The sequence below is a fragment of the Undibacterium sp. WLX3042 genome, assembly GCF_049544825.1.
Taxonomy (GTDB): Bacteria; Pseudomonadota; Gammaproteobacteria; order Burkholderiales; family Burkholderiaceae_D; genus Undibacterium.
The window spans coordinates 1,921,160-1,934,319 of record NZ_CP186698.1 but is presented as its reverse complement, the minus strand read 5'-3'; the positions used below and the strand labels follow the sequence as shown (position 1 = coordinate 1,934,319).

Genomic DNA, 13,160 nt, shown 5'->3' with positions numbered 1-13,160 from the left:
CCTTAAAATACGCTTGGGATCGCGCTGTCTGAATGATTGATTACAGTATGAGTTTGGCGGCAACCAGCGTCAGCGTTGTCGCGAGTATGCCACGTAACAATTTTTCCGGTACCGCCCGTGCTGCGAGCGAGCCCAAGGTAATGCCGGGGAGCGAGCCTATCAGCAATGCTCCCAGCAATGCCCAGTCTATCGATCCCAGCCACCAGTGTCCGAACGCAGCAATCGCGGTCAGTGGAACGGCATAGGCGATATCTGTACCTGCAATATGTGCTGACGACATTCTCGGATACAGCATCACCAGTAAGGTTGCGCCAATAGCACCCGCACCGATGGAGGAAATCGTCACTAGTGTACCGAGCAGCGCACCGGAAAAGATGGTGGCCATATCCAGTTTGCGCCCGTACAATTGTTTTTCCGGATGTTCATTCAGCCACGCCAGCATCTTGCTTTTAAAGAGCAGCGCAAGCACGGTCAGTAAGACGGAGCCAGCGATAGAGTAACGGATGAGCTGACCAATTTCTTTGTTCAATCCGCCAAAATACTTGAGACCGAAGGTGGCGAGGATCGCCGCAGGCAAAGCGCCTAAACACAGCAGGCGCACCACGCGCCATTCCACAGTACCGCGTAAACGGTGCGTCAATGTGCCGGTGGCCTTGGTTATGGAGGCGAATGCAAGGTCGGTGCCAACTGCTACAGTCGGGGAAACGCCAAACAACAGGGTCAGCAGGGGCGTCATTAACGAGCCCCCACCGACACCTGTCAGTCCGACCAGGGTGCCAACTGCAAAACCGGAAAATATATAAGTTAAATTCATGTCGCCCCACAATAAGTACATGGGATCGTAATGAAATTCAGCGCTATTCCAAACTACTTAGTATTTATTTGCTTATATGTTGTTTTGATATATCGATATTTGCTGATGTTTGATCGCGATGCTGTGCTCCTCACGCTCCGGATGGGGGGCGCGATTCGCTTCAAATCAGGGCCTTATCGCCACAGACCGGGGTATCCGGAATTCGCCTGACTGAGATAATATGATTTCTGGTCACGGTAGCAGCCCATTGACTGATGGGCAATGCGTTGCAACGACGACATAGCAGGGTATTCATCATGCGCAATTCGATCACTGACAACAAGCGATGTTTTTTCACGGCAGTGTGCTGCGTTCTTTTGATAAGCACGGCATTTGCTTTACCTGCTGCGTGGTACAAGTGGAAAAGCAAAATCAAAGAGGCAGAACTCTGTTCGCAGACTTCGCCCGGTGAAGGCTGGGAACGCGTTGCTGGACCTTATCAGGATGGGCGATGTGAAAAGCTGAAAAATGAATGATGACTTTTTTCTGCTTATCTGCAACAACAACTGAAGATGCTGAACGATCAATCTGAAGCCTCTGCCGTCATTAGCGGGGGCTTTTTAACGCGCTCATCCCGGCGTTTATCTGCGTTTGCTGACTGGCGTCGCCTGCACGCCGGCAGTGACGAGAGAAATCGTTCATCGGAATTTGTATAAATAATCGCGTTTTAATTCGTTTTCCACTCTTAGGGATTTCGCTACAGTTTTGTCATAACGATGTTTATTCAATACATCGTTTGCTTTGAAAGATAGTGATGACAGATTCTGCGATGACTCCTAATGATGCTTATTCTTCCGCCAGTGTTACGTCTGCTGACCACATTGACGATGCAGCAAACCTGCTTTCCTATGCAAAAGCGGATGCTATTCAACAACAATTACCTTTTGCCGGCAGCATGACACCGGTGGATGCATGGCGTCTTGTGCAGATTGGCGCCGCCTCTCTCGTGGATGTTCGTACAAATGAAGAACGTAAGTTTGTTGGCCATGTTCCCGGCAGCCAGCACATTGCGTGGGCGACAGGTACCGCGCTGACCCGTAATCCGCGCTTCGTCAAGGAATTTGAAAGCAAACTTAAAGATAAGACCGCCGTATTTGTATTGTTGTGTCGCAGTGGTAAACGTTCGGCAGCAGCGGCCGAAGTGCTGACTAAGGCTGGATTTGTGAACGTCTTTAATATCACCGAGGGGTTTGAGGGTGAAATTAATGAGAATCAGCAACGCGGTCAGATCGGCGGCTGGCGCCTGCATTCCTTACCCTGGGTTCAGGATTAGGCAGATATCAAGGATTGCAAAGAGCCAGCAACGGCGCCTGTTGATTTTGTCAGCCGCAAGCTGTTTCTCACCTGAACTGAGCAGAGTGATGACTAATATTAAAACGGATAATCAATCGAATACGCCCATAAAGCAGCGTAGTTCGTTATTCGGTATCGAGCAGGTTGTCAGTGAGCTGGCTACTGTTCGTCAGGCATGGCGCAGCCGCCAAGTGCGCTCAGCAGAACCGGGTGGACGCGAGCTGCCATCAAGGGACGCATTGACAAAAATACTCGAAGATTTACGCGGAGCGCTATTTCCCATGCGGCTTGGTCCGCCTGAATTGCGTCAGGAAAGTGAAGATTTTTACGTCGGGCATACCCTTGATTCTGTTCTCCATTCATTGCTGGCGCAGGTGAGACTGGAACTGAGTTATGCGTCGCGCTATAACAATCATCATGTGCTGCATACCGAAGACCAGGCGGTATCTATCGTACGCACTTTTTCCCGCTGTTTACCACAGATACGCAGCCTGCTCGACAGCGATGTGATTGCCGCTTATCAGGGCGATCCTGCCGCCCGCAGTGTCGATGAAGTATTACTCTGCTATCCCGGCGTGCTGGCTATGATTTATCACCGGGTTGCACATCAATTGTATTTGCTGGGCGTACCTTTACTGGCACGTATCGTCGCAGAAATTGCACACAGCCAGACCGGCATTGATATTCATCCCGGTGCGCAGATTGGCCCCGGTTTTTTCATTGATCACGGTACTGGTGTGGTGATTGGTGAAACCGCGGTCATTGGTCAGCGCGTGCGTATTTATCAGGCCGTGACACTTGGAGCGAAACGTTTTCCCGCCGATGAAGCAGGCAACTTGCAGAAAGGATTGCCGCGCCACCCCATCGTTGAGGATGACGTCGTCATTTATGCCGGTGCGACCGTCTTAGGACGGATCACGCTGGGACGTGGCGCGACGATTGGTGGCAATGTCTGGGTCACGAATGACGTAGCACCCGGCAGCCATGTCAGTCAGGCGAGTTTGCGCCATGAACAGAATGTCGAAGCGCCTCGTCCGGAGTGATGATGAAAGAGCTTTGCAATTGCTTTGGCATTGCCGTTCGTCAGGCGCGAGATGCACATCAGTGGTCGCAGGAGATGCTGGCGGAAAAAGCAAATCTGAATCGGTCTTATATAGGCGAGATTGAGCGCGGAAAAGTGATTCCGTCTTTGGTGACGATGGAAAAGCTGGCGCTGGCATTAGGTCTGCGTATGTCAGAACTGCTGGCTCGCTGTGAGGATGTACGCCATGCCCAGGCAATGCAAAAGATGTCCTTGATGGCGATAGCATGTTGAATGAGGGCGATGGGAATCAGACACTGTCTTATCCGATGAATTTTTTTTGTTGTTATTTTTTGCAGTCCGATAAATCCACTTACTCATGGAGTGACCTATGTCTGATGTACCTTCGCCGAATTTTGCACTGGGCGATAATGCTGCCCGTCAGTTAGCCAATGCAACCAAAACCGTTCCGCAGTTATCAACCATTTCTCCACGCTGGCTGGTGCATCTGCTGCAATGGCTGCCTGTTGAAGCAGGTATTTACCGGCTCAATAAAGTAAAAAATCCTAAGGATGTGCGCGTTGCCTGTTCTCAGCGTGACGAATCTGAATTACCGCAAACGTTTGTTGATTATGAAGAGCAACCGCGCGAATATTTCCTGAATGCAGTTGCTACCGTACTGGATGTGCATACCCGTATTTCCGATTTGTATAGCAGCCCGCACGATCAGATTAAAGAACAATTACGTCTGACCGTAGAAACAATCAAAGAGCGTCAGGAAAGCGAGCTGATTAATAACCCTGATTATGGTCTGCTGGCGAATGTGCATGATGATCAGCGCATATCGACGCTGACTGGCGCACCGACACCGGACGATCTAGACGATCTGCTGACCAAAGTATGGAAAGAGCCAGGCTTTTTCCTCGCGCATCCGTTGGCGATTGCAGCGTTCGGCCGCGAATGCACGCGTCGCGGTGTTCCTCCACCGACAGTCAGCCTGTTTGGTTCGCAATTCCTGACATGGCGCGGTGTTCCTCTGGTTCCATCTGACAAATTACCGATTGAAGACGGCAAAACCAAAATCATTTTGCTGCGCGTCGGTGAAAAACGGCAAGGGGTGGTTGGTCTGTTCCAGCCCGGGCTGGCTGGTGAACAGAGCCCTGGTTTGTCAGTACGTTTTATGGGCATTAACCGTAATGCGATTGCTTCCTATCTGATTTCTCTTTACTGCTCATTGGCAGTGTTGACGGATGATGCCCTGGCTGTGTTGGATGATGTTGAGATCGGTAAATACCATGACTATCCTGACACCTACAAATAATAGTCAGGTGTCTGCGGACGGTGTGCCGGATGAGGCACTGCTGAATCGCATGGCATCTGAATTCTTCGCGCTGGTGCCAGGTGCTGCTCAGGCGGCTGCGCAATTCCTGCCGGGATTGTCGTACCTGAACGAGCCGCAGCCAGCGCCGGTGTCTCCTGCCGGGAAAGCACCTGTTATCGAGCCACAAATCAGTTCGTCTGCACATGTAGCACCAGTGGCAGAACCGAGCATCGCGCAAGGTGTACCCGCGATCTATGCGGCGGCCTTGCCGCACAACGGTGGTAGCAGCGTTGTGCCGTCCCGGCCTCAGACTGGTGGGGCAGGTTCGCCGTATTATTTTTTAAGCGGGGAACATGCTGATCCGTCGGCGGATACGGGGCTGGATAGTCTGGCGGCGCAGGCGGCAGGAAGCGATCAGGTCAGCGCCCGCGCTTTTGGCTTACCAGGACAGGATCAATTGCAGCGTTTGTTAGGAGAGTTGTATCCGGCAAAAACGGCGACAGCCACGCCAACCACACCGGCAAATGAATTGTCGGCCACGTATTATTTTCAGCAAGGCGAGCAAAATTACTGGGATGCTGCTCCCCGCGCTGCGAATCCTGCTTTGGCCGCACCATTTGATATCCATGCCGTACGGCGCGATTTTCCGATATTGGCCGAGCGTGTGAATGGCAAACAACTGGTCTGGATTGATAATGCCGCGACGACGCAAAAGCCGCAATCAGTGATCGACAGGCTCAGCTATTTCTATGCACACGAGAATTCCAATATTCATCGTGCTGCACACGAATTGGCAGCGCGGGCAACCGATGCTTACGAAGGTGCGCGCAATACCGTGGCACGCTTTCTGGGGGCGGCGTCGCCAGAGGAAATTATCTTCGTTCGCGGTGCAACGGAAGCGATTAATCTGGTCGCCAATACTTTCGGTAAAAAGTTTATCGGTGCCGGTGATGAAATCATCGTGTCGCAACTTGAGCATCATGCCAACATCGTTCCCTGGCAACAGCTGGCGGCAGAAAAGGGCGCAGTGATACGGGTGATTCCGGTGGATGACAGCGGCCAGATTCTGCTGGATGAATATCGCAAACTGTTCAACAGCAAGACCCGTCTGGTCTCGATCACGCAGGTGTCGAATGCACTGGGTACCATCACACCGGTACAGGAAATCATTGCGCTGGCGCATAGTGCCGGCGCCCGAGTATTGGTGGATGGTGCGCAGGCAGTGTCGCACCTGCGTGTCAATGTACAGGCGCTGGATGCCGACTTCTATGTGTTTTCCGGACACAAAGTATTCGGCCCTACCGGCATCGGTGTTGTCTACGGTAAAAAGGCTTTACTGGAGCAATTACCACCGTGGCAGGGCGGCGGCAATATGATTGCGGATGTGACGTTTGAACACACCCAATATCAACCTGCACCAGCACGTTTTGAGGCTGGTACCGGCAATATTGCCGATGCCGTAGGTTTGGGCGCTGCGATCGACTATGTGGAACGTATCGGTCTTGAAAAAATTGCTTTGTACGAACATGCTTTGCTTGAGTATGCAACCCATGGTCTGAAAAGCATACCTGGCGTACGCCTGATAGGCACGGCTCATGCCAAAGCGAGTGTCGCATCGTTTGTTCTCGCTGGCTACAAAACGGAAGAAGTCGGGCATGCGCTGAATCAGGAAGGCATTGCGGTACGTTCAGGGCACCATTGCGCACAACCGATATTGCGTCGCTTTGGTGTTGAGGCAACCGTGCGTCCTTCGTTCGCGTTCTACAATACCTGCGATGAAATTGACCGCCTGATCGCGGTGGTCAAACGCTTGTCGGCGACCCGCCGAAGCTGAGAAAAAATGACTGGCTGTCGTTGACAAATCAGCGTCGCGGCATCAGTCAATTCTGATTGCAGCTGTCAAAAAGCCGTATTCCTGTGTCATTCAGGGATACGGCTTGTATTTCATGTTTCTTTGATGTTATCGCTGGCAGATACTCCAATTTCACGCTGGCTGGGGTGTGCGTCGGGATTTCTTTGCTGTAAGAGTGCGACCGCTTTTCGTTGCCACTGGTAGCCGTGGTTCCTTTGAACTGGAACAGGGGGAACATGTGCTGAGGTAAGGAAAGCAGACTGCTACCTCAGAAGCGTTCAGAATTTCCAGCCGTAAGCGACGCCGGCAATATTTTCGCTGAGAGAGATATTCGCATTCCCGGCACCAAAAGATGCAGGAATCGAATTGTTGCCATTGACAGTCTTTTTGAAGCCGTGCGTATAAGAGAAACTGAGCTCAGCACCGTTCGCAAGCTTGTATGTAGCGCCCAGCGTCAGATGATCCTGCACCACACCCGGTGCGAGAACGTTGAAAAAAGTTTCGCTTGCAGGAACAGCTTGACCGCCGTGATTATAGCCGGCACGCAGGGTCAGATCATTGCTGTAATCATAGATTGCACCCACTTTGACGACAGTGATGTCGCGCCAGCCAAAGCCTGCTCCTTTTTCAGAACCGAGTGGATTACCGGCAAATAAGTTTGCCAGAGGGTTGGCGATGGAACTGATATCGCCGTACTTGATTTGTTGCAGATCGGCTGCCAGCGTTAATTGCGGATGTACCTTGTATGCCAGACCAACACCGTAATTTTCCGGAATATCAAATCCGCCGCCTTGCGCGAACAGGCCACGGTATTTTTCAAAATTGCCTGTTTTGACTTTCGATGCCCAGGTCGCACCCAGTGTCAGCTCGGGTGTGATCTGTCCGGTCCAGCCCAAGCGCAGTCCCCAGCCGGTCGAGCTGTCATTGCCGTTATCGGTCAGGTTTTTACTGTCGATGGACGCAGATGAAAAAACACTGACGCCTTTTGCTGAAAATCGTTGATAAGCAAAATTGACGGCTGCACCAAATGCATGCTGATCATTGACTTTGTATGCCAGTGACGGTGAGATGAATAACTGTTCCAGATTGACACCGGCGCTGCCTTTACTGCCAAATCCGGCGTAAGGATTTTTACCATAATCGGTATTCATGCCGCCATTGCCATAAGCCGCAATACCAACACTGATATCCCGGCTCAACTGTCTGGTGTAGCCCAATTCGGGTAACCAGAAATTCTTTTTATCATTTCCGTCGTAGCTGCCATTGACTCCGGGAACACCGTTTCCGGTGATCTCGGTATTGCGGCTGGGACTAAACCAGCTGAGCCCGCCGTCAACACGGTTTCCTGTCCATGCAATCCCGGCGGGATTGCTGGCCGCCGCCAGGCTGTCTTGTGGCAAGGCGATGCCCGCACCGCCGGTGGCTTGAGTTTTAACACCATAGCCATGAGAAAAATAGCCGTCGGTAGCAAAGGCAGTGGATGCCGTCAGCAAGCTCAATGCCATGATGTTGAATTGTAATTTTGCTTGTTTCATAGAAGTCTCGTTAAATACAGAGCAGGCAGATTTCAATCTGACCACGCTCCTGATTAAATGCGGAATGGCGTTCAGACGAGATTTAATCTTCGATAGAAAAAACAAGGAACTATTATTTTTATATTTGCATATATGATTTAGTGCCAGTTAATTTCCGCAGAGACTTTGTCACAGGTAAAACGCAGCGACAGAATTTGTCATAAGAAAAAAACGATAAAAATATCTGGAATTTTTATTGCTTAAAAAAGACAAGACGCATTGAATGCAGTCTTTTGGTCATGTCGCTTTCGGGATGCGCCTGATCGATAGATTCGTAAAAATGATTCCTTCATCCTTGAAGAAGAACAGGCGTGCTGGCACGCAATTCAGGTAAATGCTCGGCGAATTTTTCAGTCTGACCGGCTACGATGGCGACAGGATGTCAGATCGATTTGCTGTGCTGTTGTCAACCCGGAGCGGTATCAGATGAGCGATATTTTTTTAGTGTAATAGCCAGTTTGATGTGATCACACACCAGCGGGAAATTGTTGCTCTGTTTTATATTATTTGTATTAACATCGGGCGGCGCAGTTATTTTTCTCATTTCTTCAGGAGCCTGTCTATGTCTTCTCGCCGTACTGTTGTTGCTTCCCGTGTTCTTACCGGAACCATGCTCGCCGCGCTGAGTTTTGCAATTCCGGCGCTGGCCAAAGATTTGCCAGTCAAATCGGCGAAGACCATGCCCGAACTGATCAAGGCGTCCTCTGCTGCGGACTGGCGTGCTTTGAATCCGGAAAATACTTTGTATCTGGAGTTGGAAAAAGGCCGCGTCGTGATTGAGCTTGCACCGGATTTCGCCCCGCAACATGCGGCAAATATCAAGGCGCTGATACGCGAAGGCTATTTCGATGGTTTAGCTATTGTGCGTTCACAGGAAAATTATGTCGTGCAATGGGCGGACCCGGATGAAAAACGGGAACTGAAAACCGCGAAGAAAAATCTGGAGCCGGAATTTACGGTGCCTTATTCCCCGCTATTGCCATTCACTCGCTTGCCGGATGCGGATGGTTATGCGCCGCAGGTGGGACATGCGAATGGCTTTGCAGCGGGCAGAGATCCTAAGTCAGGCAGAGCCTGGCTCGCACATTGTTATGCCAGCGTTGGCGTTGCCCGTGGTAATGAAGCAAACAGTGGCAACGGCACGTCCTTGTATGTGGTGACCGGCCATGCACCACGTCAGTTAGACAGGAATATCACCGTAGTCGGGCGCGTCATGCAAGGCATGGAATTGCTGACGACACTGCCACGCGGCACTGGGGCACTGGGCTTTTATGAGAAGCCGGAACAACGAACACCTATCGTTGCGATGAAAGTTGCGGCGGATGTGCCGGAAGCGGAACGCAGCAAACTGGAAATCATTCGTACTGAATCTGCGACGTTTAAAGCGATTGTCGCAGCACAGAGAAATCGTGGTGGCGAATGGTATAAAGTCCCGGCAGGTTATATAGATTTATGCAATGTGCCTTTACCGGTACGCCAGCAAAAAAACTGAATACTTCCTTGTTGCTATCAAGTGGACGACAAATAAAAAAAAGCACATTGAATGTGCTTTTTTTATTGCGAGGAAAAATTCACTCTGACATTACTGAATTTTTTCTGTCTTATTTTCTGTCACAGCACCCGCCGGTTTTCTGAGTGTGTCCAAGCCTGGCGGGTTGGCATTGAACCACAGCCACCCTGTATCGATGGCACGATGTCTGAGACTCCATTGATTGAAACTGGCGCACACAAATATCACCGATAACAGGCAGATCGCCAGCGCGCTGATCATGCCAGATGCGTACAACAGGACTTTCCAGACTGATACATCCGGTACCGCACTTTGTGCGAACATCAGAATAATGCCTGTGAGTACAGTCAGACAAATCAGGGATTTGCTGAGGATAGATGACGAGCGCAACATGTCGGTACTCCTTTTTGATTTGATCGAAAAGACAGACTACGAAGTTTGCAAATGACGACAGTAATCAAGCCTATCGTGAAACAAAGTACTGTGCAAATATTTTTTATTGATACCTGCAGATGATGGGGCCGTGTTGTTGAACCAGCAGAAGCTTAATAGATATGCAGATTATTTTGTGTATTGCTCCGTGATGATGTCCAGAGTTTTATCCTTTTTCATTTCTTCCATGGCTTTGTTGAAGGCGGTGATGGTCCTGGAATAATCCTTTTTCTTATTGAATGCCAGATAGCTAGGGACAGATTCAACACTGGGACTTAGTTCTCTGATTTGATCTGCCACACCTGCTTTTCTTGCTGCAGTCAGAAACACATCGCGATAGCTGGGAGCAAGATCAAAACGTTCTGCTGCCAGCATTCTGACTAAAGAATCGATACTGATTGTTTTGCTGACCTTATTCCAAGTGCCGGTATTGATCATGCCATCAATTTTTTCGCCGTAGCTGGTGCTCTGAATGACGCCGATTTTTACCGGCGCTAATTTTGATAAGTCGCCGTCAAACTGGATCGTGGAATTTGTGCGAACGAATAGCGCTTCAACCTGGGTCATGACAGGTATGGCGGTGAAACTTAGAAATGCTTCACGCTCGGGGGATTTGAACGAAGAAAATACGCCGTCAACGGTGCCATCGCGTACTTCGGAAAGGCAACGCGCCCATGGTTTTAATTCTATTCTGATTGGATAGCCAGCACGGCGGAATGCCTCGGTAACGATATCGACCAATAGCCCTGCAGGTTTGCCATTTTTCATGTAGGCCGTTGGCCGGCTGTCTGCTGCGGCCAGAACCAGCGTCTCAGCCTTTGCTGTGCGGATTGCGGAAACAGCGAGCAAGGAAATAAAAAAAATCGCCAGAAGCCGGTGCGTCCATTTTGCATTGGTATCTGTTTTATGATGCATCTGATGGCGCTCCTCAGTGGCTAAGGATCTGGTTTGATCTGACAAAAAAATGCGCAGACATCTATCAAATTACAGAGACTGACAGCATATGCCGACGATTTTTAATATGATTTTTAAAACATCCTGCCTCAAAAAAGTTTGATCAATTTTATTGATAGAACGGGCAGGCGTATCGATGCCTGTACGTCTGCCCTTGAGCGCGATTGTATCGATGTTATTTACATCACTGCGCCGGATTATGGCTCTCCTCGTGGATTTTTTCTATCGTGGCAATCAGCTCATCGCTGAGTTCGACTTCGTAAGCATCAATATTTTCTTTGAGTTGTTTCAGGCTGGTTGCACCGATGATGGTGCTGGCGACGAACCAGCGTGAGTAACACCAGGCGAGTGCGAGCTGGGTGGGCGTCAGGCCGTTTGCCCGTGCCAGATCGGCATAACGCTTCGCCGTTTCCAATACCAGCGGACGGGTGTAACGCGGGCTCCAGCTTGGCGGGAACAGGGTCAGCCGGCCATGCGCATTCAGATCATCCGCATATTTGCCGGTCAGCTGGCCGAAGGCCAGCGGGCTGTAGGCGAGCAGGCCGACATTTTCACGGAAACAGGTTTCATCCAGCCCTTGTTCAAAGGCGCGGTTCATCAGATGGTAGGCATTTTGTATCGACGCGATGCGTGGTGCCTGCAGCTTTTCCGCCTGATGGATAAATTCGCTGACGCCCCATGAAGTTTCATTTGAGACGCCGATGGCGCGGATTTTTCCTGCTTTGACCAGCTCATCCAATACGCTTAGCGTTTCTGCAATTGCGGTATGCGGGCGTTCCAGCGCCGGGTCAAACTGCTTTTGTCCGAAGATAGGTGCGTTGCGACTTGGCCAGTGCAACTGATAGAGATCGATGTAATCGGTTTGCAATCGCTTGAGGCTGGCATCAACAGCGGCGCGGATATTGGCTGCATTCAGATCATTCTGACCTTGCCGTATCCATTGCATGCCACGGGCCGGACCCGCGACTTTGGTGGCGAGAATAATGTCGCGGCGTTTGCCGGATTTTTTGAGCCAGCTGCCGATGTATTGTTCAGTTTTTCCCTGCGTTTCGGCGCGGGGCATGACCGGATACATTTCTGCGGTGTCGATAAAATTGATGCCGCGTTCCAAGGCGTAATCAAGCTGGCTGTGTGCTTCAGCTTCGGTGTTTTGTTCACCGAAGGTCATGGTGCCGAGGCAGATTTTGGATACTTTTAAATCACTGTTGCCGAGGTGTGTTGTTTGCATTTTTTCTCTCAACGATTATTCATCAAGCATTGTTCCAGCATTTTTAAATTAATACGAGCGTACGTTGTGCAACGCGGCGGCACATTCTCTGATCACCGCCGGGCCCTGATAAATCAGGCCGGAATACAGTTGTACCAGCGATGCGCCCGCCTGTATTTTTGCTACCGCGTCCTCGCCGGAGAAAATGCCGCCGACGCCGATGATAGGTAATTCTTCTCCGAGTTCTGCTTTCAGCGCGCGGATCACGCGATTCGATAATTCAAAGACCGGTTTGCCGGATAAACCGCCGGCTTCTTCTGCATGCGGCAGACCTTGCACCGCATCGCGTGTGATGGTGGTGTTGGTGGCGATGACACCATCTATTTTGTGACGTAACAGGGTGTCAGCGATCGTTTTGATTTGCTCGGCATCGATATCCGGTGCAATTTTCAGTGCCACCGGCACGTAACGTTTGTGCTGATCGGCCAGGCGTTGCTGGGCGTCTTTCAGTTGCGACAGCAGGCTGTCTAATTCGCCAGCGCCTTGTAACTGACGCAGGTTTTTGGTATTCGGTGAGGAAATATTTACCGTCACATAACTCGCGTACGGATACACTTTTTGCAGGCAGTGCAGATAATCTTCGGCGGCACGTTCTATCGGCGTGTCGGCGTTCTTGCCGATGTTCAGGCCGAGGACGCCTTGTTTTTCCTGATAAAAGCGTGACGACTGTACGTTGTTGACGAATGCATCAACGCCGCCGTTATTGAATCCCATGCGGTTGATGATCGCTTCTGCTTTTTGCAGGCGGAACATGCGTGGCTGCGGATTACCCGGCTGCGCACGCGGCGTGACGGTGCCGATTTCTATCGAGCCAAAACCCAGCGCGGCGAGCCCGTCGATGTAGGCGCCATCTTTATCCAATCCCGCCGCCAGCCCGACAGGATTCGGGAAATGCACCCCCATGACGGTGCGCACATCGTCGGCAGGTTTGCTGATCAGACCACCAAGACCGAGCTTGCAGAAACCTCGCAGAGCCGGCAGCGCAAAGTGGTGGGCGGCTTCCGGTTCCATTGCGAACAGCAGCGGACGTGCCAGCGAGTAAAGTAGGTTATTTGCCATGATATTGATAGAAAATGGGGGTAT

General features: G+C 50.9%; 12 protein-coding genes. 6 read left to right on the top strand and 6 right to left on the bottom strand.

The window, feature by feature from the left end; translation table 11 throughout:
- Positions 1–40: 40 nt before the first annotated feature.
- Positions 41–814 carry a sulfite exporter TauE/SafE family protein gene (locus tag ACPAOP_RS08720; RefSeq protein WP_423707665.1) on the bottom strand — a complete coding sequence of 258 codons (774 nt, stop codon included), beginning with the start codon at positions 812–814 and terminating at the stop codon, positions 41–43.
- 793 nt (positions 815–1,607) lie between these two features.
- Between ACPAOP_RS08720 and ACPAOP_RS08715 the strand changes: the two genes are divergently transcribed.
- From ACPAOP_RS08715 to ACPAOP_RS08695, 5 genes are all read left to right on the top strand, one after another.
- Positions 1,608–2,126 (top strand): rhodanese-like domain-containing protein, encoded by a 519-nt coding sequence (locus ACPAOP_RS08715; RefSeq protein WP_423707663.1) that lies wholly within the window; start codon positions 1,608–1,610, stop codon positions 2,124–2,126.
- Between the two features lie 88 nt (positions 2,127–2,214).
- On the top strand, positions 2,215–3,189 hold the full coding sequence (gene epsC / locus ACPAOP_RS08710) for a serine O-acetyltransferase EpsC (RefSeq protein ID WP_423679720.1): 975 nt from the start codon (positions 2,215–2,217) through the stop codon (positions 3,187–3,189).
- On the top strand, positions 3,189–3,461 hold the full coding sequence (locus ACPAOP_RS08705; protein ID WP_423707661.1) for a helix-turn-helix domain-containing protein: 273 nt from the start codon (positions 3,189–3,191) through the stop codon (positions 3,459–3,461). The genes epsC and ACPAOP_RS08705 overlap by 1 nt, the downstream gene beginning before the upstream one ends.
- 97 nt (positions 3,462–3,558) lie before the next feature.
- Positions 3,559–4,488, top strand: coding sequence for a family 2A encapsulin nanocompartment shell protein (locus ACPAOP_RS08700; protein ID WP_186885682.1), 930 nt, complete (start codon positions 3,559–3,561; stop codon positions 4,486–4,488).
- Positions 4,463–6,322 (top strand): family 2A encapsulin nanocompartment cargo protein cysteine desulfurase, encoded by a 1,860-nt coding sequence (locus tag ACPAOP_RS08695; protein ID WP_423707659.1) that lies wholly within the window; start codon positions 4,463–4,465, stop codon positions 6,320–6,322. Before ACPAOP_RS08700 ends, ACPAOP_RS08695 begins: the two co-directional genes overlap by 26 nt.
- A 296-nt stretch (positions 6,323–6,618) precedes the next feature.
- On the opposite strand, the gene ACPAOP_RS08690 is transcribed toward ACPAOP_RS08695, so the two are convergent.
- Complete coding sequence (locus tag ACPAOP_RS08690) at positions 6,619–7,875, bottom strand: OmpP1/FadL family transporter (protein WP_423707657.1); 1,257 nt, start codon at positions 7,873–7,875, stop codon at positions 6,619–6,621.
- Positions 7,876–8,476: 601 nt separating this feature from the next.
- On the opposite strand from ACPAOP_RS08690, the gene ACPAOP_RS08685 reads away from it, so the two are divergent.
- Positions 8,477–9,406, top strand: coding sequence for a peptidylprolyl isomerase (locus ACPAOP_RS08685; RefSeq protein WP_423707656.1), 930 nt, complete (start codon positions 8,477–8,479; stop codon positions 9,404–9,406).
- Between the two features lie 90 nt (positions 9,407–9,496).
- Here ACPAOP_RS08685 and ACPAOP_RS08680 read toward each other — a convergent pair whose 3' ends face one another.
- The 4 genes from ACPAOP_RS08680 to ACPAOP_RS08665 form a co-directional block, all read right to left on the bottom strand.
- Entirely contained in the window at positions 9,497–9,817 is a 321-nt protein-coding gene (locus ACPAOP_RS08680; RefSeq protein ID WP_423707654.1) for a hypothetical protein, read from the bottom strand.
- A gap of 168 nt (positions 9,818–9,985) precedes the next feature.
- Positions 9,986–10,771 carry a substrate-binding periplasmic protein gene (locus ACPAOP_RS08675; protein WP_423707653.1) on the bottom strand — a complete coding sequence of 262 codons (786 nt, stop codon included), beginning with the start codon at positions 10,769–10,771 and terminating at the stop codon, positions 9,986–9,988.
- Positions 10,772–10,994: 223 nt separating this feature from the next.
- Positions 10,995–12,038 (bottom strand): aldo/keto reductase, encoded by a 1,044-nt coding sequence (locus tag ACPAOP_RS08670; protein WP_423707652.1) that lies wholly within the window; start codon positions 12,036–12,038, stop codon positions 10,995–10,997.
- Positions 12,039–12,086: 48 nt separating this feature from the next.
- Positions 12,087–13,136: a quinone-dependent dihydroorotate dehydrogenase gene (locus ACPAOP_RS08665; protein ID WP_423707651.1), complete on the bottom strand. Its 1,050-nt coding sequence runs from the start codon at positions 13,134–13,136 to the stop codon at positions 12,087–12,089.
- Between the last annotated feature and the right edge of the window lie 24 nt (positions 13,137–13,160).

Excerpts from the sequence above, each read along its gene's own strand:
- ACPAOP_RS08665 (WP_423707651.1), bottom strand. The coding sequence starts at position 13,136 with ATGGCAAATAACCTACTTTACTCGCTGGCACGTCCGCTGCTGTTCGCA.
- ACPAOP_RS08675 (WP_423707653.1), bottom strand. The coding sequence starts at position 10,771 with ATGCATCATAAAACAGATACCAATGCAAAATGGACGCACCGGCTTCTG.
- ACPAOP_RS08690 (WP_423707657.1), bottom strand. The coding sequence starts at position 7,875 with ATGAAACAAGCAAAATTACAATTCAACATCATGGCATTGAGCTTGCTG.
- ACPAOP_RS08705 (WP_423707661.1), top strand. The coding sequence starts at position 3,189 with ATGATGAAAGAGCTTTGCAATTGCTTTGGCATTGCCGTTCGTCAGGCG.
- ACPAOP_RS08670 (WP_423707652.1), bottom strand. The coding sequence starts at position 12,038 with ATGCAAACAACACACCTCGGCAACAGTGATTTAAAAGTATCCAAAATC.
- ACPAOP_RS08700 (WP_186885682.1), top strand. The coding sequence starts at position 3,559 with ATGTCTGATGTACCTTCGCCGAATTTTGCACTGGGCGATAATGCTGCC.
- ACPAOP_RS08720 (WP_423707665.1), bottom strand. The coding sequence starts at position 814 with ATGAATTTAACTTATATATTTTCCGGTTTTGCAGTTGGCACCCTGGTC.
- ACPAOP_RS08685 (WP_423707656.1), top strand. The coding sequence starts at position 8,477 with ATGTCTTCTCGCCGTACTGTTGTTGCTTCCCGTGTTCTTACCGGAACC.
- epsC (WP_423679720.1), top strand. The coding sequence starts at position 2,215 with ATGACTAATATTAAAACGGATAATCAATCGAATACGCCCATAAAGCAG.
- ACPAOP_RS08680 (WP_423707654.1), bottom strand. The coding sequence starts at position 9,817 with ATGTTGCGCTCGTCATCTATCCTCAGCAAATCCCTGATTTGTCTGACT.
- ACPAOP_RS08695 (WP_423707659.1), top strand. The coding sequence starts at position 4,463 with ATGACTATCCTGACACCTACAAATAATAGTCAGGTGTCTGCGGACGGT.
- ACPAOP_RS08715 (WP_423707663.1), top strand. The coding sequence starts at position 1,608 with ATGACAGATTCTGCGATGACTCCTAATGATGCTTATTCTTCCGCCAGT.